Genomic DNA, 21,602 nt, shown 5'->3' with positions numbered 1-21,602 from the left:
AAGCGTTAAAAATATCATACATGGTTTTCGATGCAAATTAACAATCGGTCACATTTTTTTATAAAACACAATGAAGTTTGCACATGATGAAACAAGATGAGCACCTGATGACATCACGTCGGTTCGTACCGATGTTTTTTACCCAGTTTTTTGGCGCATTAAATGATAACGTTTTTAAGCAAGCTTTATTATTAGTGATTACTTATGGCTTGATTCAGCAGCAATCTGCCCCTGTAAGTACCCTCAATAATTTAGCAGCTCTCTTGTTTATTTTGCCCTATTTCTTTTTTTCGGCCACTGCTGGACAAATTGCAGATAAATATGAGCGCTCTCAACTCGTCCGTGGCATAAAAATTTTAGAAATTATTATTATGCTCATCGGTACTGCGGGCTTCCTGTTGGGACATTTATGGTTACTTCTTTTTGCCTTATTTTTGATGGGGACACATTCAACGTTCTTTGGTCCTATCAAGTACGCAATTTTGCCTGAAATTTTAAAACCGCAAGAATTAATGTCTGGTAATGCTCTGTTTCAGTCGGGCACTTCAATGGCAATTTTATTCGGGATGATTTTAGGTGGTGCTGTAATTGCATTATCACATGGGAACTTATTGTGGATTAGTCTTACTGTTGTAATTATTGCCAGCATTGGCTATTTATGTAGTCGCTTCATTTTGCCACAGAAAGTTGCTGCTCCCGATTTAAAGATTGACTGGAATTTCATTCGTACAAGTTTTCAAACGATTAAATATGCCAAAAGCTTACCTTTAGTATTCACCATTTTGTTAGGTAACTCGTGGTACTGGTTTTATGGTGCTACTTATTTAACGCAAATTCCACAGCTCACCCAACAAAATCTGCATGCATCAGAAAATGTGGTTAGCCTTTTGCTTACTTTCTTTTCAGTCGGTATTGGGGTCGGGTCTCTTCTTTGCCGTAAAATTGGCGGCTCAGAAATTAATATTAAAATGGTACCAATTGGTGCGATTGGCCTTACTCTTTTTGCGCTTTACCTTGCCGCGAGTTTAGCTTTTGTACCCGAAAGAACTGGTGCATTACTCACGTTAAAAGATATTTTTACTCAAGGCTGGGTTTACTATCACGTCATGTTAGCGGTGACTTTACTTGGGATTAGCGGCGGTTTTTATATTGTTCCTTTATATGCCATGATGCAGGCTTATTCACCACGTTCACATCGCGCTCGTGTTGTAGCAGCAAACAACATTTTAAATGCCGTTTTTATGGTTTCATCTGCAATTTTTTCAATCTTAATCTTAAGTGTTTTAAAAATTGATATTAAAATACTCTTTATTATTACAGCTGTACTTAGTGCAATCTTTAGTATTTGGCTTCTAGCACGTCTAAAACCAATGCTTGCCACAGCACATCTTTCTTTGGAGGACTAATTTATGCGCCACTATACTGGAATTGATCAGCTCATTAACTCTTTTGATCAAGCATTACGTAGTCTTGTTCCAGGTGCAACCGCAGCACAGCGCCAAAATCCGGCCGAATCGGTTGAAGCAAAACTAGGAGTAGAAGATGCCCGTCATGTCGCAGGCTTAATGCGTGTTAACCATAGTGGTGAAGTGTGCGCTCAAGCCCTTTATCATGGACAAGCATTAACGGCGAAATTGCCAAATGTACGCAAAGAAATGCAACAAGCAGCAATTGAAGAACAAGATCATTTAGCGTGGTGTGAAGTTCGTTTAAAAGAGCTAAATAGTCATACCAGTTTATTAAACCCAATTTGGTATGGGCTTTCGTATGGCATGGGCGCACTTGCTGGTATTGCAGGTGACAAATATAGCTTAGGTTTTGTGGCCGAAACTGAACGTCAAGTCAGCCTTCATTTACAAGATCATTTAAATCAGTTACCTGCTCAAGATGATCGTTCTCGTAAAATTTTAGAGCAAATGAATGAAGATGAATTACATCATCGCCATACAGCGCTTGAGGCAGGTGGTGTTGAATTACCATATGCAGTAAAAATTACGATGACTGCTATTTCAAAGCTAATGACAAAAACGAGTTATTATCTTTAAAAAAAACAAAGGATTGATCTAATTCGGATCAATCCTTTTTTAAATATTATTTTAAGCCGTGATCATATTTGAAACGCTCGATATCTCGAATTGAGTTCCAATAGTTTCGATTAATACGGTCACGATCATTTTGTAATTCTCTTAAAAGCTTACGATAACGTTCACGCTCTTCTGGCTTTAATTTTTCGTTATAAGCACTGTCAGAATATTGCTTAAACTTTTCGTCATAACGGTCATATTCATTTTTTGCATTATAGTAGTCGGAAGCTGCCTGATAATAAGGTCTTAAGCGATTACGCTGCTCGACTGGGCACACATTGATATTGCCACTACCTTCTAAAGCACTATAAAAAATATTTGTTGGCTGACAATAATACCCTAGACCTTCTTTATACCCACGTTCATATGACTTTTGATCTGGAACAATATTGGCTTTTCCACATGCTTTGTAATATTGATCTAAACGTGGCGACGAACCTTTTGAACCATCTTTCTCACCCACTAATGACCAATTCGCAGTCTTACATTCTTCTACGCTCATTGCTGCACAACCTGAAAGGCTGATTGCTAGAATGGCTAAACCGATATTTTTCATATTAAGAGAACTCAAAAAATAAATTAAAAAAAACGCAAAAATAAAATTCCAGTAAACACCCTAAAAGGTCCTGCTCTATTCAAGACTTCAAAAATAAGTGATTCACTGGATAAGTCTTAAGTTTAAATCAGTTTGCCCCTCTCACCAAATTGAAAGGTCATAATTCTTAATATTGTTTAATTTTAAAAAGCAAATTCGCAGAAATTTGCTCGCTCTTAAACGACCTTTATACACTAATTTTACTTAAAATAATTACCTTAAAAATTAATTACAAGATTCTGATTATTAAAACAAAAAACTAAAACCACTCATGAATTACTGTTTAATCATTTTACTCTTTTTTTACGCGATTAACTTTCAAGGCTAAGGTAGGATTTTAGCTAAATAACCACCAAGGTTTTTTATAATGAGTACGCATATTTACCCAAGTTTAAACTTACAAAATCCTCACTTTAAGGCATTTAAAATATCAAATGATTTTATTCCTCCAACACAAACTCATATTTTCAATTCCGAGTTTTTTTTAAAAGAGGTTGATGAATATTTAAATTTATATCCTCATACCCAACACATTGATATTTGTCTGCACGACTTAAACGGACATATTCGTGGCAAACGGATTGATGTTAAAAGTTTAAAGAATCTCTCTAATGGATGCTATTTTCCACTTTCTGTTTATGCAATGAGCCTAGATGGAAAAGTGATTGAAGAGACAGGTTTAGGAAAATATATTGGTGAACCAGACAGACTTTGCCTGCCCATTTTAGGCAGCTTGCAACCAAGTGCATTATCTCCTGAATTGAATGCTCAGCTTTACCTATCCATGCAAGAAGAAGATGGTTCAGATTGTCCCTATGAACCACGCAATATATTAAAAAAATTATTAAATCAGTTACATGCTACCAATTATTTTCCTGTTATGGCTGCCGAACTAGAGTTTTATCTTTTCTCACCTCAGCATCAGTCTGAAGCATATTTAGAAAACCAATGTTTTGATATAGATGCACCGAATAACTATCAACAAGTTCTAGATGAAGTTGAGAAAGCAGCCCTACTTCAATCTATTGAAATTACCGCTATTGTTGCAGAATCATCTCCTGGACAATATGAATTAAACCTCCAACATAGCCATGATATTTTAAAGCTCTGCGATCAAATTAATGCTTTAAAAAGAATTGTAAAGCAAGTCGCAAGAAAGCATGACTTAACCGCTTGTTTCATGGCGAAACCAAACTTGGCAAAAGCCGGTAGCGGCATGCATTTTCATATGAGTCTACTCAATCAATACCATGAAAATATATTTAGCTCAGAAGTAGAAAAAGATGAGCTTTCCGTCAAACTACTAAACGCGATTAGTGGACTCATTGAGTTAATGCCTGCCTCTATGGCGATTTTAGCGCCTAATATTAATTCTTATAGACGTTTTAAAATTGGTCATCATGTGCCATTAGAAGCCAATTGGGATACCAATAACCGTAATGTCGCAATTCGCATTCCATGCTCAGATGTACAAAATCAACGTTTAGAATATCGGGTTGCTGGAGCCGACTGTAACCCCTATCTGGTTGCAGCGACTATTTTAGCTGGCGTGTCTTATGGCTTATCTCATAAGTTACCGCTGCCAAAACCTGCACATCTTTTAAAATTTCAAGATGAGCATATTTTATTATCTAATAACCAACCAGAAGCCTTAAAAATATTTAAAGGAAGTCTTATTTTAAAAGGATATTTAGGCGCTGACTTTGTCGAACATTGGTACACAGTTAAGCAGGCTGAATATCAAAATATTTACAGCCAAATGACTGAAGCAGAACAACATTGGGATATATAAATAAAAACAGCAAAAAAACTATAAACCACTTTGCAAACCCTTAGGGAGAAATACCCTAAGGTTTTTTTATATCTCATTAATGATTTTTCTGTTGAGCTAAAAAACGTAACCCAACACCCGGCTCAGTAGCAATATAACGTGGCTGAATCGCGTTATCCCCTAGTTTGCTTCGCAACTTACCCACCAAAATACGTAAATAGTGAGTATCTTCCTGATGGGTTGGCCCCCATAATTCTTTTAAAAGTTGTGGCTGTGTTAAAAGCTGACCTTGATAGCGCATTAATAACGTCAAAAGTTGAAATTCTTTTCGAGTTAACGTAATTGGCTGTTGCTCAACCCACACCAAACGTTGTGTGACATCGACTTTAAGGTAGCCATCGTCATACACATGAGCTTCTTGCTGAATCGGTTGGTTTCTTAAAATGACACGTATGCGCGCCAAAAGCTCTTGTACACTAAAAGGCTTGGTCATGTAATCATTTGCGCCAGCGTCTAGCAAAGCAACTTTTTCATATTCATCAGCGCGTACAGATAGGACTATAACCGGCACATTTGACCAGCTACGTAACTCTTGAAGGACTTCTTTCCCGTCTAAATCGGGTAAACCCAGATCTAGAATAACCAAGTCAGCCCCTTGGGTTGCCAAAACCTCTAGGCCTTTATAACCCGTTTCGCAGAGTGTGGTTTTGTACTTTTGAGTTCTTAAAGCAATATCTAAAAATTTACGGATTTGAGGCTCATCATCAATAATCACAATGCGTGTTTCTACAGGCGATGTTTCTGAAGTTATCATGACTTTACAACTTATTCTTTTACTGGATGAATGGGTAATCTGATTTGAATTAAAGTACCTTTATTTTGGCGTCCTGAAAATGCTTCTATTGTACCCATATGAGCACCAATAATTGCCTTAACAATTGTTAGCCCTAAACCTGTACCAAATTTTCCACGGTCTCCGCGCTCCATGGTGTAAAACATATCAAAAATGCGGTTTCTTTCGTCTTCAGGAATTCCTGCACCTCTATCTTCAATTTCTATTTTTACTTCATCTTCTGATGAAAGATGAGCACGAATCATGACTGGTTCATCTGGAGGTGAAAAGTTTGCCGCATTTTCTAAAACATTAAAAATGGCTTGCTCTACCAGTGCTGGGTGTACATATAAACTAATCGCTTGTTCAGGTAATTCAATCGACACTTGAGTATCTGGTTTATAGCGCTTTAAACGGCGGGTTGCAGAACCAATTAATTCATCTACACCAATCCAGTCTCTTTTTAAAGATAGACCTTCATGCCCTAAACGTGTCATATCAAGTAGGTTTTGAATATAACGATCTAAGCGTTCGCCTTCTAAATGAATGGTTTCGAGTAAATCCTGTTGGTCTTGTTCTGACATATCAGCTTTAAAATGGGCAAGTGTGTCTGCTGCACCAATAATAGAAGCAAGCGGTGAACGTAAATCATGCGATACCGAAGATAATAAAGCAGAACGTAATCGCTCTGTTTCACTGGTGACTTTTGCTTGTTCAAGTTCATTGACCAATTGGGTGCGAAGAGCCGCTTGTGCAATATACTCAATTACACTTTCCGTCAGTTTCTTTTGTTCAAAATTTAGAGAAACCACATCGTCCTTAAAATAAATCCCCACAATACCTAGGCTATTTTTCTGCTCTAGAAGAGGTAAAAACCACCAATTTGACTGGCTGAGTGTATCGGTAAAACGTCCGCACGGTTGTTGATGTTTTAAGCACCAATCTGCCGCGACTTTTTCTTTATCGCTTAGCTCTATATCAGATGAAATGACTCTATCTTGAATAGAAATCCACACCTTCGTTTGAAGTTGGGTTTCTAAAGTCATACGACCTGTTTGCATGACTTCTTCAAGGTTCACGGCACTAGAAAGCTTACGTGCTAAGTCTTGCATTACCGTAGTGTAGGCATTTGCTGCTTTTAAGGATAAAACCTGCTGACGTAATTGAGAAGCCAAACGCCCAGCAATTAAAGCTGCCGCAAAAAAAGCCACAACAGTGACCACGCCTTGGTGTGCTGAAATTTGTAGGGTAAAACGTGGGGCAATAAAGAAAAAATTATAGGCCAAGAAACAGATTAAGGCTGCGACTACCGCAGCGAGCATTCTAGTTTTCGTCGCTACAATTAAAACTGAAATAATGAAAATGACAGAAAAATCTTCAATACCTAAGAGAACTTCGGCAAAGTGAGCTATAAAAATACTTGCACATGTAACCGCTAGAACAAAAATACTTTCTTTTAATGATAAAAATGATGGCTTTTCAATCTGATTGATCTTTTTAGTACCCTGTTCTGGATGCAAAATGGTTAAAGCAATCGAGTTTTCTTGATTTAATAATTGCTGAGCTAAATTTTTCTTAAATAACGTTAACCACCACGGTGAAATACTTTTGCCAATAACTAGATTGGAAATTCCTCGATCCACTGCGGCATCCATTAAAACAGATGCAACTCGATGCCCATATAAAACCTCTGTTCGGCCACCGAGTTGCCGAGCCAGCTCAAACGCTCGATCAATCTCAATATATTCTTTTTTATAAGAACTCCCTGAACTCTGACCAAAGTCCAGACTTTTAGCAACATTCACTACAGTCCATGTAGCCCCATTACGCTCTGCTAATCGACAACCTGCTCGTACTAAATATTCAGAAGAACCTTGTCCGTCTATCGCAATCATCAATTCATTTTGCAGCGAGATTGACTTCAAACCTTTAGAGGCATAGCTCTCTTTTAAATCTGAATCGACATGCTCTGCAACGCATTGCATTGCCAGTTCACGCAATGCTGTTAAATTTGAAATGCTAAAAAAGCCTTGTAATGCCAAATTTGCTTGCTCTGGCACATAGACTTTTCCTTGATGGAGCCTTTCAATGAGTTCACTGACGGGTAAATCAATTAAGCGAATGTCTCGAATACGATCAAATACCCGATCTGGTACCGTTTCATTTACTCGAATCCCCGTAATCTGGTAGACCACATCATTTAGGCTTTCTAAATGCTGAATATTAATGGTCGTAAATACATCTATACCTGCGTCTAGCAATTCATTGACATCTTGCCACCGTCTTTCATGACGACTATTCGGTACGTTGCGATGAGCCAACTCATCGACCAAAACAATTTCTGGATGCCGAAGCAGAATAGCATCCAAGTCCATTTCTTCTAATGTATGCCCCTGATATTGCATTTCCTTTCTAGCAATTTCAGGTAAGCCTTCCAAAATTTTTAGAGTTTCTATTCTTCCGTGGGTTTCAACTATACCCACAACCACATCTGTGCCCTGTTGAAATAACTCTTTGGCACGGGCAAGCATGGCATAGGTTTTTCCAACACCAGGTGCCGCACCTAAAAAGACCGTTAGTCGACCGGCTTGATATCTGTTGACATGATTTAATAAGGCCTCAGCCTGATTTTCGCGATTGCTTTGCACTTGATATCATCCGGTAAACTAACAACTTTATTTTTAAGTTAATGTGTAGATTGTAATTGATCTAAAGCAATATTGAGCTGTAATACATTAACACGAGCTTGCCCCAATACACCAAACTGCTTCGGTTCAATATGCTTTTGCAAAAGCTCTTCCACAATCTTAGGGTCTAAATGACGCGCTTGCGCCACTCGAGCAACCTGTAACTGAGCAGATTCTGGGCTAATATGCGGATCGATACCACTCCCCGATTTAGTCACCAAATCACTTGGAATTGGTGTATTACCTGTGTGATCTTGTTTTTTCACCGCAAGACTCTGAGCATCAATTTGTTGCTGTAGTTCAGGATTAGTACGAGCTAAATTTGTACCCGCCATAGCCATCGGGTCATAAGCGACTGCTGAAGGACGTGGATGAAAATAAGCCTCTCCCACAAATGGCTGAGCGACTAATTTTGACCCTAAAACTTTATGATCTATTTCAATCAAACTACCATTCGCTTGATTGTTAAATAGCAACTGTCCCGCACCTGTAGCAATCGCACTATAAACAGCACCACAGCCAACTAAGGTAAAAATTAATAATCCCAAAGATGCTCTTAAGGTCTGACCCCAATTTGCTTCTGAATTTTGTGCATAAGTTTTCATTTCAAACTCCAGATTACACACCAAATAATTGAACAATCACTACATCAATCGCTTTGATGGCAATAAATGGTAGAACCACACCGCCCACCCCATAAATCAACATATTTCGACGTAGTAACTGAGTTGCAGTTGAAGGGTTAAATTTCACGCCTCGGAGTGCGATTGGAATTAATAGCGGAATAATAATCGCGTTAAAAATTAATGCAGATAAAATTGCGCTGTTTGGACTTGCCAAGTGCATTACATTCAATACTTGCATTTGTGGAATCGCAGCAGCGAACAATGCAGGCAAAATTGCAAAGTATTTAGAGACGTCGTTTGCTAACGAAAAGGTTGTTAACGCACCACGGGTAATTAGCTGCTGTTTCCCAATCTCAACTACAGCAAGCAGTTTGGTCGGATCTGAGTCTAAATCAACCATATTGCCGGCTTCTTTAGCAGCTTGTGTACCTGAGTTCATAGCCAAACCAATATCGGCTTGTGCCAATGCTGGCGCATCGTTGGTTCCGTCACCGACCATTGCAACTAAACGACCTTGTTGTTGTTCGGTGCGAATACAAGCCAATTTGTCTTCTGGTTTTGCTTCGGCAATATAGTCATCTACACCAGCTTCAGCAGCAATGGCGGCCGCAGTTAATGGGTTATCACCTGTAACCATAACGGTTTTGATGCCCATTTCTCTTAAACGAGCAAAACGTTCTTTAATACCGTGTTTAATCACATCTGAGAGTTCAATCACGCCTAATACATGATGTTGATTTGCGACAACCAATGGTGTTGCCCCTTTTTTGGCAACTTGCTCAACACGTGCTTTTAACTCTAAATCTTGCGAATAATCTTCATCTACAAACTTCAAAATCGCATCTAAAGCACCTTTACGAATTTGGTCACCATTAGGTAAATTCACACCAGAAATTCGAGTCGAAGCACTAAAAGAGATAAATTCGGCTTGCTCAGGTTCTTGCTGTTTTAAACCTTGCTCTTTTGCTAACTTAACAATTGACTTCCCTTCTGGTGTTGGGTCAGCAAGTGAACTTACCCAAGCAGCAGCTCTCAACTCAGACTCGGTTACCGAAGTTAAAGGATAAAAAGAAGTCGCTTGACGGTCACCATAAGTAATGGTTCCTGTTTTATCGAGTAAAAGCACATCAATATCACCCGCAACTTCTACAGCTTTACCTGATTTTGCCAAAACATTGGCTTTGAGTGCACGGTTCATCCCCGCAATACCAATCGCAGGTAACAAGCCACCAATGGTTGTAGGAATCAAGCAGACCAATAACGCCACGAGCACGACTGGATCAAGTTCAATATGCAAATACTTGGCAATAAATGGCAAGCTAATCACGACAATTAAAAACGTGATTGTCATTACCATTAACAAGAAGCCAAGCGCAATCTCATTCGGAGTTTTCTGGCGATTTGAGCCTTCAACCAAAGCAATCATACGGTCTAAGAAACTTTGACCAGATTCAGCAGTCACTTGCACAACAATACGATCTGTAAGTACTTTGGTTCCACCAATAACACCTGAACGGTCTGTTCCAGCTTCACGTAGCACTGGTGCTGACTCACCTGTAACAGCTGATTCATTAATAGTGGCAAAGCCTTCTACAATCTCACCGTCGGCTGGAACAAGCTCACCTGTATGTACTTCAATAAAATCATTTAAATGAAGTTCAGTAGCTGCAATTTGAGTGGCTTGACGGTCTGTCAAAGAGTTGAGTCTTCGAGCCGTTAAATTTTCTCTTGCTGCACGTAATGAAGATGCCTGCCCACGGCCTCTAGCCTCTGCAACAGCTTCTGCATAGTTAGCAAATAAAATGGTAATAAACAGAATTGCTGTAACTGCGAAACCAAATAACAGGGTGGTGTAACCCAAGACTGTACTAATTGCAGTAACCACTGTTCCAAGCCATACGATTGCCATCACAGGGTTTTTAATTGCATGCTGCGGTAGCAGTTTCACAAATGCATTTTTCCAAACTTCAAAATTTGGCACTGCCATGGTTTGTTTATGGCTATTTACATGAGTTTGTGTATTCATTTTCACTCGCCTCCTTAGCCTTTAACCAACAAAAGTTGATCGGCAATAGGCCCAAGGACAAGAACTGGCATAAATTGTAATAAGGTAAGCAACACAACAATCGTAATCAGCGTTAAAGCAAAGGTTGGAGTTTCAACTTGAAGACTACCTGCTGTTTCGGGTGCTTTTCTTTTTGCTGCTAAACGTGTCGCAATCATTAATGGCAAAATTAAGGTCGGAAAACGTCCTAACAATAGAGTGATACTACAAGTGACATTCCACCATACAGTGTTGTCTCCAAGACCTTCAAAACCTGAACCATTGTTGGCAAATGCAGAAACATATTCGTAGAACACTTGGCTAATACCATGTGGTCCCGGATTACTAATTCCAGATATGCCTGGAACGCTGAGGCTTAATGCGGTAAATGCAAGAATGACTAAAGGTTGAATCAAGATAATAATCGCGAGCAACTTAATTTCTGCTGCTTCAATCTTGCGCCCAAACAATTCAGGGGTACGGCCTGTCATTAAACCTGCAATAAATACTGCAAGTAATAGATAAATCATAAACTGTTGTAGACCACAGCCCACACCACCCCAAATCGCATTAATCAACATATTGATGAGTTCGACTAAACCAGTAAGTGGCGCAGAAGAATCATGCATCATATTGACCGAACCGTTATTCACCTGTGTAGTAAGCGCTGCCCAAACTGCTGATGCAGCTGGTCCAAATCGTTGTTCTTTACCTTCCATTACGGCAAGTTGAGATGCTGTCGATGACATACTCTCAGACCAGACAGCCGCTGCACCTGAAATAATCGACATGAAAAGCATGCTACCAAACACAAAGTAAGCAAACTTTTTACGCTGGGTAAAATGCCCAACCATAAAAATCACTGTAAGTGGAATGAGCAATATCGCAATCATTTCTAATAAATTAGAAAGTGGTGTTGGATTTTCTAAAGGCACACTACTATTTGGACCATACCAACCGCCACCATTACTTCCCAATTGCTTAATCGCTACCATTGGTGCAACTGGCCCTAAAGGAATTTTTTGGGTTTGAACTGTATTGGCTTTATCAATCAGCTGTACTTCTGGCCCGCCTTGGAAAGTCGCTGGTACGCCTTGGCTGTTGAGCAATAAAGACCAGACAAAACAGAGAGGAAGCAAGAATCGGACTGTAGGGCGAATTACATCTGCCCAATAGTTCCCAATTAAAATTTGGTCTGGCTGCTCGGCAACATCGGCTGCAATATGGCTTGGGCGCTGATAAAAGAAAGCTCTTAAGGTCGCGACCACCAAAGCCAGCCCCATCATTGGAGTAATAACTTGCAAACCCACAATACCTGTCATTTGCGACAAATAAGATAATTGAGCTTGCCCAGAATAATGCTGTTGATTGGTATTAGTTAAAAATGAAATAACCGTGTGTAATGCTAAATCCCAACGCATATTGGGAGCATGATTTGGATTTAATGGTAGCCATGCTTGTGTCATAAAAATAGCAAAAACGGCCACAGCTAGAAAAACACAGCTAACAACAAATGCTAGCGAATATTGTTTCCAGTTCATTTGTTGTTGTGAAGATATACCTAACAAGCGATAAACAGGATTTTCAATCCAGCGAAATAATCCATCGCCTACCATCGGCTGATTTGTCATCACTTTGGATAGATATTTACCGAGGCACCATGCTAGAAAAATAGCAATAAATAAAACAAGTATAAGTTCTAACATGGCTATTCTCCTCTATACCCTTTGGCTTGATTTGCCAAACTGGAAATAAGGAGAGATGAAGAAATATCATTTGTTTTAAGTCCGCATAACACAATGCCAGACTGATGCAAGATGCGCATTTGAGAATTTATAAGCATCTTTATTGTCCTGAAATAACACTAATTTAGTGAATTTCAGTATGGATAGAATGCCCGTAAATTCTCTATTGAGGAAATTAAAGACCGCGTAAAGTTTGCGTAAAATCTAGTGTGAAAGCCTTTAAACTTTAAAATTAACGACTGGATAAAGCATGCTATCAGCCTTTAAGGTTTCACAAGGCCAAAGCTCATATAAAGGAATTTTTACATCAAGCGCCAAAGGTAATTTTTTAGAATTAAATTGCATATGTTCCAGATCACTTCCCCATGCAATCAAATCTACATCTAAAGAAATATGATGCGATGGACGAACACGCCCCGAATCTAACTCAAGTTTCTTTAAAAAAGATTCTATTTGGTCACACGATAAAGTGCTTTTTAATAGACATGCTGAATTCCAGTAATCATCTCCAATACCATCTCGGCATGGAATTTGATAAACAGATGAAAACTGCACTTTCCCCAAAGTTGCTAATTGCGTATACGCAAAAGTAAAGTGCTGATCTGCGTCTAAATTACTCGCTAGGGCGAGCGCAAAAATTGTTTCTGGTGCGTTCAAGACGAATTCCTACAGCATTAGCTTCTGCAATGATGGCGGGCTTACGGATGGTTATGGTAATTTTTTCAATTGTTGGAAAGGTTTCAAACAAACATTTCAAAACAAGATGTGCTGCATGTTCAATTAATTCAGGTTTGGCTTGTTGAATGGTTTGAGCCGATAACTCACAAATCTGGGCATAGTTGAGTGTGTCCTCAAGTTTGTCAGACTCTGCTGCTCGGCTCAAATCATTATGGATGGTTAAATCCAACATTAAAGGTTGAATAATTTGTCTTTCCCAGTTGAAACAGCCAATCACTGTCTCAACCTTCAAGCCTTCAATAATAATGGCATCCATAAATTTAAACTGACCTTAGTGCTTTAACAACGAAGCAGGTTCCATATTTTGAACCATTTTCAAACGTTGGTCTGCATAAATATCAGTATATGGTGCGAGTACGCGCATAAAACGATCGAAATAAAGCATTTGCTTAAATAACAAGGCAAAATCACGTGGGAATTTAATACCGTGGCGCTCACCAACCCCTACCATATCCATCATAATGTCGTTTAAATCGGCTGGATTTGAAGCGAGAATTTGTTGAGGGTCAGACATTAATACGCCATTAAATAAGCGCTCCAAATCTTGTGCTAATACATCAACATCAACTTTGTTATGAGTCATACCCATTTTCAGCATATTTTCAGCCATTGCCTGATAATCAGTTTTTTGCAATGCATCCATAAAGGCCATGCATGCTGTCCAAACTTCAGGCTTTAACTGGCCGACAATACCAAAATCGATAAAACCAATTCGACCATCTTCAAGCAACATTAGGTTTCCAGCATGTAAATCCGCATGAAAACTCTTGCATAGCATGAGGCTACCGAACCATGTATTCATGGCAGTAATCAGTACTTGCGATGGATCTTTAGCATATTGTTTTACAACACTAAAGTCTGTCAAAGACACACCGTATAGACGTTGCATAGTTAAGACACGGCGCGTAGAAAACTGATGATAAACTTTAGGTGCAGTCGCAGCTTTGTTTTGAGAAATATTCAGATATTCAATAAAGTCATCTAAGTTTTGTGCTTCTTCAATGAAATCGACTTCACGAACCATACGGCTTTTAATTTCATCAACAATTTCGGAAAGAGCAGCAAATTTGATTTTTGGTACTGCTCGTTCAAGTAGCTTAGCAGCCCAATGCACCACACTTAAATCTGTATATAAAATGGTTTCAACGCCAGGTTTTTGTACTTTAATAACAACATCTTCACCTGTGGTCAGCTTAGCTGCATGAACCTGAGCAATTGAAGCAGAAGCTAATGGCTTTTCATCGATGTAGCTAAAAATCTGGCTTAAATCACGCCCTTCAAACTCAGATGCAAGTACACCTTGAATATAACTAAATGGAAGTGTTGGTGTCTGGTCTAAACAACCTTGAAATTCTTCTACATATTCTCGCGGGAAAAGCGATGGTGTACTCGCAATAAACTGACCAAGCTTAATATAAGTTGAACCAAGTGACTCAAAAGTCTCTCGCATGAGTTTGGCATTACTTGGTTTTTCAGTTGCGTATTTAATTCCAGCTTTGGCCGCAACCACTGCTGTTTCACCAATGCGGGCGACGGAGCGCAACCCATCAAACAAAATATTTTTTTTCATATTTCTTCAAAACCAAATCATTCAGGTTGAGTGTAGCAAATTTTGTTTCATTTACTGATTAGCTTGCCTGACAAAGTGGACAATTTACATCTTTATCAAAACTAACAATACGTTGTGTCATATTTAAACCATCCCACAATAATAGTTTCTGCTTTAAAGGTGTACGATTTAACCCTAAATACAGCAATGTGTGATGTGCTTGTAATGACGCTATCATTACAGGAGTAGTTGCAAGTACTCCTGACTCTGCACAGCGAAGGCCTTCATTACTATGTTGTTCTTTCGGAAAAAGACATTCATAGCAAGCTGAATCTCCTTCAACCATAAACATTTGTGCCTGAAAACCAATTGCTGAAGCACTAATTAAAGCGACCTGATGCTTCTTACAAGCTGCATTTACTAAATAGCGAGTTGTAAAATTATCACATCCATCTAAAATCACATCTTGGTGTTCAACCAGTCTATCAATGTTATGTTCGTCTAACCGTTCGTTATAGTATTCAACACAGATATAAGGGTTAATTTTCTGTAAACGTTTAGCCAAAATTTCTGCTTTATAACGTCCGATATCTTCATGACCAAATGCAATTTGACGCTGTAAATTACTTATCTCGATCGTATCTGCATCAATCAGTGTAATTTTCCCAACCCCAGCTCGTGCAAGTAGCTCTGCACTACTACAGCCTATTCCACCAGCACCTACAATCAGCACATTAGCAAGTTTGAGTCTTTCCTGAGCTTCAATATCCCATCCATCAAGTAAAATCTGACGGCTATAGAGATGCATTTCTTCATCACTTAACTCTACAAAATCGATATCTTGAAGCTCGGTCACGCGTTAATCCTTTCACTTAGAAGCGAAATGATTTTATGACTAAGTGCGTTATTATGAAAGCTATAAAATAGAAACAACTTTTTTATTCTAATAAAGCTGATTTACCAACATTGCATCTATCAAGCTTTCTGCAACAATAGAAATATCCATTTTCTTTATTACTTAGGCTAAATATGACGCAATCATATATTGCACCTGTAGAGTTAGAAAAAGCTTATCGTTTATTAAATCATGGTCCAACTGTCCTAGTTTCTGCACAACATGGTGATGATCGCAATGTAATGGCTGCTGCTTGGGCATGTGCCTTAGAGTTCAAACCAGCCAAAGTGACCGTGGTTCTTGATAAAAGTACTAAAACCCGACAGCTCGTTGAGCAAAGTGGCTATTTCACACTACAAGTTCCCTGCTATGCACAGCTCGATCTGACTCATCAACTTGGAACTATTAGTAAGTTGGATGATCCACAAAAACTTGAGCATTGTGGTGTTGAACTATTTTATCAAGAAGGTCTTACTAGCCCACTTGTATCAGGTTGCATCGCTTGGCTCGTCTGTAAACTTATTCCAGAACCCCATAATCAATCAGCTCATGATTTATTTATTGGTTCTGTTGTGGGTGCATGGGCAGATAGCCGCGTTTTTAGAGATGGGCACTGGCATTTTCAAGATGCACCGAAAGAACTTCGAAGCCTGCATTATATTGCTGGAGGAACCTTTTATTTAATTGGTGAAGAAGTCAAAGCACAGCTTTAATCAAAAAAAACTGGCTTTACTTAAATTTCTGAATTTCATCGAATCGAATTCAACCTAGAAAATTTCTGCTCAATGGCAAAAGACCGCATAATAATTGCGGTCTTTTGCAGTCAGTGACTATTTTTTAAAATCTCGTATTTAAACTTGAGCAACTTCACGAACAATCACCAAACGTTGAATATCAGAAGCGCCTTCATAAATCTGGCTTACACGAACATCCCGATAAATTCTTTCTACAGGGAAGTCACTGACGTAGCCATACCCACCATGGATCTGGATTGCATCCGAACATACTCGCTCAGCCATAGTTGATGCAAAGAGTTTCGCCATTGAGGCTTCTTTTAAACAAGGTAATCCCGCATCTTTTAAAGTTGCCGCGTGCAAAACTAGCTGATGTGCCGCTTCAATCTGGGTTGCCATATCTGCTAAGCGAAAACCGACAGCTTGATGCTGAACCAGCTCTACACCAAAGGCCTTACGTTCATTTGCGTATTGGACAGCAGCATCAAAAGCAGCTCTTGCCATTCCAACAGATTGAGCAGCAATACCAATACGACCGGCCGCTAAATTAGATAGCGCAATTTTATAACCTTCACCTTCTTGCCCCACCAAATTTTCTAAAGGAATTCGGCAGTCCTCAAAAGTAATGGTCGCTGTATCTGAAGCATGTTGACCCATTTTGTCTTCAATACGAGTCACCAAGTAGCCTTGTGTACTGGTCGGTACAAGAAAGCACGAAATGCCTTTTTTGCCAGCTTGTTTATCTGTGACCGCAAATACCAAAGCCACTTGGGCGTTTTTACCGCTGGTAATAAATTGTTTTACGCCATTTAAAACCCAATGGTCACCATCTCGCTCGGCTTTACATAAAATCGCGCTCGCATCAGAACCGACATGAGGTTCAGTTAAACAAAAACATCCTAGCCATTCACCAGATGCAAATTTTGGCAAATAGGTTTGTTTTTGCTGCTCTGAACCGTACGCGAGCGTAATACCGCAAATCAATGAATTTTGAACACTGACGATTGTCGAAATAGCGCCATCACCTGCGGCAATTTCTTCAATTGCAAGCACCAAAGAGACATAATCCATTCCGGCACCGCCCCATTCATTTGGAACGGTCATGCCCATAGCACCTAGTGCCCCTAAATCTTTTAATTCCTGAGCAGGAAATTCATGAGTTTTATCGCGATGTGCGGCTGTTGGTTTTAGCTGATTTTGCGAGTAGTTACGCATCATCTCCTGAACCATACTTTGCTCAGCATTTAGAATCATTCAAATCCCCTTATTTTTATTATTTTGCTGCCATACGAATCGCACCATCTAGACGGATGACTTCACCATTTAAATATGAGTTTTCAGCAATATGCCCAACTAAACGAGCAAATTCTTCGGGTTTTCCTAAACGAGATGGATATGGCACCATTTGTCCCAAAGCATCTTGAACATTTTGTGGCATGCCCTTAAGCATTGGAGTTTCCATAATTCCTGGCGCAATCGTCATAATACGAATGGCATGTCGCGCAAGCTCACGAGCAATCGGCAATGTCATGGCAACAATAGCGCCTTTAGATGCTGAATAAGCTGCCTGACCAATTTGACCGTCGAATGCTGCAACGGAAGCAGTGTTTATAATAACGCCACGGTCTTCTTCACCTGCTTCAACCGTATTTTTACTCATTGCATCTGCTGCAAAACGCAGCATGTTAAATGTACCTGTGACATTAATTTGAAGTGTTTTTGAAAATAACGCTAAATCATGAACACCTTCACGGCCAACTACTTTTGCAGAAGGGCCAATACCCGCACAGTTTACTAAGCCATGCAAACGTCCATGTTTTACTAAAATATCTTTAAAGAACTGTTCAGAAGCAGCTTCATCTGTTACATCAAGTTTTATGAAGTCAGCTTTTCCCCCTAATTGCTTTACTTGCTGCTCGCCTGCTTCTACATTCATGTCGACCAATGTGACTGAAGCACCTTGCTGGACTAAATACTCAGCTGTAGCAGCACCTAAACCAGAGCCACCACCTGTAATCACGAAATGTTTCCCTTGAATTTTCATTATTTACTATCCTATAGAAATGTTCTTTAACTTTAGTTGTGAGAGTAAAAGTTGTTGTTTTCCGATACAATTTCAAAAAGCCTCAATATGCTTGCAGCTTTTGATCAATCCAAATTTTAAATATGAAATATTTCACTTGAAATATATGAAGAAAATATGAGTCTTTGACATGGTTGTCCAATCTTCTTTAAGTAAAGGCACAATTTCGATTGCACTAGTACATGAAGCACTGAGTGCAGCTTATGCCAAAGGCCTAAATACACAAATAATTCTAAATAAAGCAGGCATTCCCGCTGAATTGCTGATGTCTCCAAAGGCTCGTGTGCCTGTTACGACATATGCCCAATTATGGATAGAGCTTGCCAACGCCATGAACGATGAGTTTTTTGGTATGGATAGTCATCCTATGCGTCGTGGCAGCTATAAGTTATTGACTAAACTTGTCAGTACGGCCGAAACTTTAGAAAAGGCCCTCTACGATATTTTGAAGTTTTTTAACTTTGTTTTAGATGACATGCGCGGAGAATTAATACGAGATCAAGAAAAAGCTTATTTGGTGATTCATGATCGTGAACAACCTAAACGCATGTTTACCTATGCAACCTTTTTAATATTAGTACACGGAATTATGTGTTGGTTAGTAGACCAACGAATTGGCTTAAATAGTATTAGAGTACGTTGTCCTAAACCGAACGATATTCAGGATTATCTCGTACGTTTTGGTGAAGATATTCAATTTAATGCCGAGATAAATCGAGTTGAATTCGATGCTCACTATTTAGATATTAAAATTAAAAAAGATAAAAAAGCGCTTTATGATTTTTTAGAACAAACCCCACAAAATCTTTTAGTTCGCTTTAAAAATGAAAATGCCTTGAGCGTTCTTATTCGTCGTCATTTATTGAAACTCCACCCCGCCCAATGGCCCGAACTCAAAGATGTTGCAAAACAACTCAATATTTCAGAAGCCACCATTCAACGCCGTCTCAAACATGAAGGAGTCAGTTATCAACAAATTAAAAATGAAATCCGCTGTGATATTGCGGTTGAACGTTTAAGTAAAACGAATGATTCAATTCAAGATATTAGTGAAGATTTAAGCTTCCAAGACCCAAGCGCCTTTCACCGTGCCTTTAAAAAATGGACTGGCGTCAGTCCAGGTGCATATCGAGATAATTTAACTGCCCACAAGCAATAAAATCCATACTCAACGAAGCTTAAGACATAAAACCTTAAGCTTATGATATTTCTGTCTTTTAAATTCAATATTTCAGATAAGTGTATTACTTAAAACTTAACAATCACTATAGAAACAGTGATTTATAATTTTATCTAAACTTTTATCTTTCAATCTGATTTATAAATCAAAATAACTAAGTTTGTAAGCCATCAAACGCGTGAAAGGATAATCTCTTATTTCATTTCGGTTCTATTTTTATCATGTCTTTAAAATCAAAATTTTCTTTATCAAAGACTTTGTTGGCATCAACATTGGGGTTTGTATTTGCTTCATCTGCTTTTGCAGCAATTCCGACTACACTTAAACTTGATTATGCTTACTACGCACCAACCAGTTTAGTCGTCAAAGATCAAAAACTTCTTGAGAAAGCACTCCCAAATACTCAAATTAAATGGGTTTTTAGTCAAGGCAGTAATCGTTCATTAGAATACCTCAATAGTAACAGCATCGATTTTGCTTCTACCGCTGGATTAGCAGCTGTATTAAGCCGAGCAAATGGTAGCCCAATTAAAACTGTGTATGTACAAAGCCAACCGGAATGGACCGCCCTTGTTGTTGCAAAAGACTCACCAATTAAAAGCCTAAAAGACTTAAAAGGTAAGAAAATTGCAGCCACCAAAGGAACCGATCCATTCTTATTTACACTACAAGCGCTAGACACTGTAGGCTTGAGTAAACGCGATGTACAGCTGGTTCATTTACAGCACCCCGATGGAAAAACTGCCTTGGAACGCGGTCAAGTAGATGCTTGGGCGGGGCTTGATCCATTAATGGCTTCAGCTCAAATTCAATCGGGCGCGAAATTACTTTATCGTAATGTAGCATTTAATAGTTATAGCGTGCTTAGTGTGAAAGAAGACTTTGCAAAGCAAAGCCCTGAAGCGGTTGAAGCCGTTATTAAAGCCTACGAACAAGCCCGAAAATGGGCAAAAGCCAATCCAGATAAAGTGGCAGCGCTTTTAGCTCAAGAATCAAAACTCCCTCTACCTGTGGCTAAGCTACAACTGAGTCGAACCAACTTTGATCAAAGTATTCCATCGGCAACTCAAGCACAAGCGCTAAAACGTTCTGGGAAAATTTTGACAGAAGAAGACTTAGTTAGAAAAGGTACTAACGTCAATCAAGTGGTTGATCAGTTGTTAGATCCTCGCTTTGCGCAAAAAGTCGTGAAATAGTATATGAGTGATTCACTTAACAAAGCTGAGCTAAATCATTTCTTAGCTCAGCAGGCTTTAAAATCGCAGAAAAAGCATTTAAACAATAAATTTACACGTTGGTTTAAAGCGCTACTCATTCCACTCATCTTTTTGGGGGCTTGTGAATTTTTAGTCAGAAATGCCTATATCGATGCTTATCTACTGCCTGCACCTTCTAGTTTATGGAAATCTTTTTTAGATTTAGCTCATAGCGATCTATTTGCCCACATTTATATTAGTACATGGCGTGTTCTATTCGGCTTTATTATAGGAAGCGGTTTAGGTTTAGTTTTTGCGATTTGGGTGGGATTAAGTAAAGAGGCAGAAGCATATTTAGAACCAACTTTTTCAGCAATTAAATCAATTCCAAGTCTTGCGTGGATCCCACTGCTATTACTTTGGTTAGGAATTGATGAGGGTTCAAAAATTACATTGATTGCAATTGGAGCTTTTTTTCCAACCTATACCAATACAGTTGCAGCAATTCATAATGTAGATAGAAAGCTCATTGAAGTTGGAAAAGTTTATCGGCTGAATGCTTTTCAGCGGATTATATCTATTATTTTACCAGCAGCATCACCGGGCATTTTAACGGGTTTACGCAACAGCTTAAGCTTATCTTGGATGTTTATGATTGCAGCTGAACTGATTGCAGCTACTCAAGGGATTGGCTATTTACTCAGTGATGGCCGAGAAACCTCTCGCCCAGATATTGTTATCATTGCAATTATTTTATTAGCCCTATTGGGTAAAGTAACCGATACCTTAATGAAACTTATCGAAAATTGGTTATTACGTTGGCGGGATACACTACAAAAGTAA

19 protein-coding genes are annotated in these 21,602 nt (G+C 39.0%); 7 read left to right on the top strand and 12 right to left on the bottom strand.

All coding sequences use genetic code 11. The features are described from left to right. The first annotated feature begins 83 nt into the window (after positions 1 to 83). Both MJX77_RS12340 and coq7 read left to right on the top strand, forming a co-directional pair. The gene (locus MJX77_RS12340) at positions 84 to 1,406 is read left to right on the top strand and encodes an MFS transporter (RefSeq protein WP_252059215.1); all 1,323 of its coding nucleotides are present in this window, start codon (positions 84 to 86) and stop codon (positions 1,404 to 1,406) included. Between the two features lie 3 nt (positions 1,407 to 1,409). After that, the gene (coq7, locus tag MJX77_RS12335; protein ID WP_004791519.1) at positions 1,410 to 2,045 is read left to right on the top strand and encodes a 2-polyprenyl-3-methyl-6-methoxy-1,4-benzoquinone monooxygenase; all 636 of its coding nucleotides are present in this window, start codon (positions 1,410 to 1,412) and stop codon (positions 2,043 to 2,045) included. A 46-nt stretch (positions 2,046 to 2,091) separates the two neighbouring features. Here the strand turns inward: coq7 and MJX77_RS12330 are convergent, their stop codons facing one another. Then, positions 2,092 to 2,640 (bottom strand): DUF2799 domain-containing protein, encoded by a 549-nt coding sequence (locus MJX77_RS12330; protein WP_004791516.1) that lies wholly within the window; start codon positions 2,638 to 2,640, stop codon positions 2,092 to 2,094. 406 nt (positions 2,641 to 3,046) lie between these two features. Between MJX77_RS12330 and MJX77_RS12325 the strand changes: the two genes are divergently transcribed. Beyond that, positions 3,047 to 4,471 carry a glutamine synthetase family protein gene (locus tag MJX77_RS12325; RefSeq protein ID WP_252059214.1) on the top strand — a complete coding sequence of 475 codons (1,425 nt, stop codon included), beginning with the start codon at positions 3,047 to 3,049 and terminating at the stop codon, positions 4,469 to 4,471. Positions 4,472 to 4,547: 76 nt separating this feature from the next. Here MJX77_RS12325 and MJX77_RS12320 read toward each other — a convergent pair whose 3' ends face one another. The 9 genes from MJX77_RS12320 to MJX77_RS12280 all read right to left on the bottom strand — a co-directional run bounded on the left by MJX77_RS12320 (position 4,548) and on the right by MJX77_RS12280 (position 15,527). Further along, on the bottom strand, positions 4,548 to 5,264 hold the full coding sequence (locus MJX77_RS12320; protein ID WP_252059213.1) for a response regulator: 717 nt from the start codon (positions 5,262 to 5,264) through the stop codon (positions 4,548 to 4,550). Between the two features lie 11 nt (positions 5,265 to 5,275). Beyond that, a complete protein-coding gene (locus MJX77_RS12315; protein ID WP_252059212.1) occupies positions 5,276 to 7,930 on the bottom strand; it encodes an ATP-binding protein in 2,655 nt (884 codons plus the stop codon). A gap of 38 nt (positions 7,931 to 7,968) precedes the next feature. Next, positions 7,969 to 8,574 carry a potassium-transporting ATPase subunit KdpC gene (kdpC, locus tag MJX77_RS12310; RefSeq protein ID WP_252059211.1) on the bottom strand — a complete coding sequence of 202 codons (606 nt, stop codon included), beginning with the start codon at positions 8,572 to 8,574 and terminating at the stop codon, positions 7,969 to 7,971. A gap of 13 nt (positions 8,575 to 8,587) precedes the next feature. Continuing rightward, positions 8,588 to 10,627 (bottom strand): potassium-transporting ATPase subunit KdpB, encoded by a 2,040-nt coding sequence (kdpB, locus tag MJX77_RS12305; RefSeq protein ID WP_252059210.1) that lies wholly within the window; start codon positions 10,625 to 10,627, stop codon positions 8,588 to 8,590. An 8-nt stretch (positions 10,628 to 10,635) separates the two neighbouring features. Next, entirely contained in the window at positions 10,636 to 12,345 is a 1,710-nt protein-coding gene (kdpA, locus tag MJX77_RS12300) for a potassium-transporting ATPase subunit KdpA (protein ID WP_252059209.1), read from the bottom strand. Between the two features lie 258 nt (positions 12,346 to 12,603). Next, entirely contained in the window at positions 12,604 to 13,041 is a 438-nt protein-coding gene (locus MJX77_RS12295; RefSeq protein ID WP_252059208.1) for a 2-amino-4-hydroxy-6-hydroxymethyldihydropteridine diphosphokinase, read from the bottom strand. Further along, positions 12,998 to 13,378, bottom strand: coding sequence for a dihydroneopterin aldolase (folB, locus tag MJX77_RS12290; RefSeq protein ID WP_004791498.1), 381 nt, complete (start codon positions 13,376 to 13,378; stop codon positions 12,998 to 13,000). The genes MJX77_RS12295 and folB overlap by 44 nt, the downstream gene beginning before the upstream one ends. 15 nt (positions 13,379 to 13,393) lie before the next feature. Continuing rightward, a complete protein-coding gene (locus tag MJX77_RS12285) occupies positions 13,394 to 14,692 on the bottom strand; it encodes an ABC1 kinase family protein (RefSeq protein WP_005306693.1) in 1,299 nt (432 codons plus the stop codon). 58 nt (positions 14,693 to 14,750) lie between these two features. Next, on the bottom strand, positions 14,751 to 15,527 hold the full coding sequence (locus tag MJX77_RS12280) for a HesA/MoeB/ThiF family protein (RefSeq protein WP_252059207.1): 777 nt from the start codon (positions 15,525 to 15,527) through the stop codon (positions 14,751 to 14,753). 173 nt (positions 15,528 to 15,700) lie between these two features. Here MJX77_RS12280 and MJX77_RS12275 point away from each other — a divergent pair, with 173 nt between their 5' ends. Then, positions 15,701 to 16,279 (top strand): flavin reductase family protein, encoded by a 579-nt coding sequence (locus MJX77_RS12275; RefSeq protein ID WP_252059206.1) that lies wholly within the window; start codon positions 15,701 to 15,703, stop codon positions 16,277 to 16,279. 138 nt (positions 16,280 to 16,417) lie between these two features. On the opposite strand, the gene MJX77_RS12270 is transcribed toward MJX77_RS12275, so the two are convergent. Together MJX77_RS12270 and MJX77_RS12265 are read right to left on the bottom strand one after the other, a co-directional pair. Beyond that, positions 16,418 to 17,554: an acyl-CoA dehydrogenase family protein gene (locus MJX77_RS12270; RefSeq protein ID WP_252059205.1), complete on the bottom strand. Its 1,137-nt coding sequence runs from the start codon at positions 17,552 to 17,554 to the stop codon at positions 16,418 to 16,420. A gap of 19 nt (positions 17,555 to 17,573) precedes the next feature. Next, on the bottom strand, positions 17,574 to 18,344 hold the full coding sequence (locus MJX77_RS12265; RefSeq protein WP_252059204.1) for a 3-hydroxyacyl-CoA dehydrogenase: 771 nt from the start codon (positions 18,342 to 18,344) through the stop codon (positions 17,574 to 17,576). Between the two features lie 169 nt (positions 18,345 to 18,513). Here MJX77_RS12265 and MJX77_RS12260 point away from each other — a divergent pair, with 169 nt between their 5' ends. The 3 genes from MJX77_RS12260 to MJX77_RS12250 all read left to right on the top strand — a co-directional run bounded on the left by MJX77_RS12260 (position 18,514) and on the right by MJX77_RS12250 (position 21,602). After that, the gene (locus tag MJX77_RS12260) at positions 18,514 to 19,542 is read left to right on the top strand and encodes an AraC family transcriptional regulator (protein WP_252059203.1); all 1,029 of its coding nucleotides are present in this window, start codon (positions 18,514 to 18,516) and stop codon (positions 19,540 to 19,542) included. Positions 19,543 to 19,784: 242 nt separating this feature from the next. Next, positions 19,785 to 20,759, top strand: a complete 975-nt coding sequence (locus MJX77_RS12255) for an aliphatic sulfonate ABC transporter substrate-binding protein (RefSeq protein WP_144731483.1) — start codon at positions 19,785 to 19,787, stop codon at positions 20,757 to 20,759. Positions 20,760 to 20,762: 3 nt separating this feature from the next. Beyond that, complete coding sequence (locus MJX77_RS12250; protein WP_252059202.1) at positions 20,763 to 21,602, top strand: ABC transporter permease; 840 nt, start codon at positions 20,763 to 20,765, stop codon at positions 21,600 to 21,602.

Origin of the sequence: Acinetobacter sp. AHP123, from assembly GCF_023757925.1 — a bacterium.
GTDB classification, from domain to species: domain Bacteria; phylum Pseudomonadota; class Gammaproteobacteria; order Pseudomonadales; family Moraxellaceae; genus Acinetobacter; species Acinetobacter oleivorans.
The sequence above is the reverse complement of the archived record's forward strand: the minus strand, read 5'-3'. Positions and strand labels throughout refer to the sequence as shown.

Excerpts from the sequence above, each read along its gene's own strand:
- MJX77_RS12320 (WP_252059213.1), bottom strand. The coding sequence starts at position 5,264 with ATGATAACTTCAGAAACATCGCCTGTAGAAACACGCATTGTGATTATT.
- MJX77_RS12325 (WP_252059214.1), top strand. The coding sequence starts at position 3,047 with ATGAGTACGCATATTTACCCAAGTTTAAACTTACAAAATCCTCACTTT.
- MJX77_RS12265 (WP_252059204.1), bottom strand. The coding sequence starts at position 18,344 with ATGAAAATTCAAGGGAAACATTTCGTGATTACAGGTGGTGGCTCTGGT.
- MJX77_RS12270 (WP_252059205.1), bottom strand. The coding sequence starts at position 17,554 with ATGATTCTAAATGCTGAGCAAAGTATGGTTCAGGAGATGATGCGTAAC.
- folB (WP_004791498.1), bottom strand. The coding sequence starts at position 13,378 with ATGGATGCCATTATTATTGAAGGCTTGAAGGTTGAGACAGTGATTGGC.
- coq7 (WP_004791519.1), top strand. The coding sequence starts at position 1,410 with ATGCGCCACTATACTGGAATTGATCAGCTCATTAACTCTTTTGATCAA.
- MJX77_RS12275 (WP_252059206.1), top strand. The coding sequence starts at position 15,701 with ATGACGCAATCATATATTGCACCTGTAGAGTTAGAAAAAGCTTATCGT.
- kdpC (WP_252059211.1), bottom strand. The coding sequence starts at position 8,574 with ATGAAAACTTATGCACAAAATTCAGAAGCAAATTGGGGTCAGACCTTA.
- kdpA (WP_252059209.1), bottom strand. The coding sequence starts at position 12,345 with ATGTTAGAACTTATACTTGTTTTATTTATTGCTATTTTTCTAGCATGG.
- MJX77_RS12250 (WP_252059202.1), top strand. The coding sequence starts at position 20,763 with ATGAGTGATTCACTTAACAAAGCTGAGCTAAATCATTTCTTAGCTCAG.
- MJX77_RS12260 (WP_252059203.1), top strand. The coding sequence starts at position 18,514 with ATGGTTGTCCAATCTTCTTTAAGTAAAGGCACAATTTCGATTGCACTA.
- MJX77_RS12330 (WP_004791516.1), bottom strand. The coding sequence starts at position 2,640 with ATGAAAAATATCGGTTTAGCCATTCTAGCAATCAGCCTTTCAGGTTGT.
- MJX77_RS12340 (WP_252059215.1), top strand. The coding sequence starts at position 84 with ATGATGAAACAAGATGAGCACCTGATGACATCACGTCGGTTCGTACCG.
- MJX77_RS12255 (WP_144731483.1), top strand. The coding sequence starts at position 19,785 with ATGTCTTTAAAATCAAAATTTTCTTTATCAAAGACTTTGTTGGCATCA.
- MJX77_RS12285 (WP_005306693.1), bottom strand. The coding sequence starts at position 14,692 with ATGAAAAAAAATATTTTGTTTGATGGGTTGCGCTCCGTCGCCCGCATT.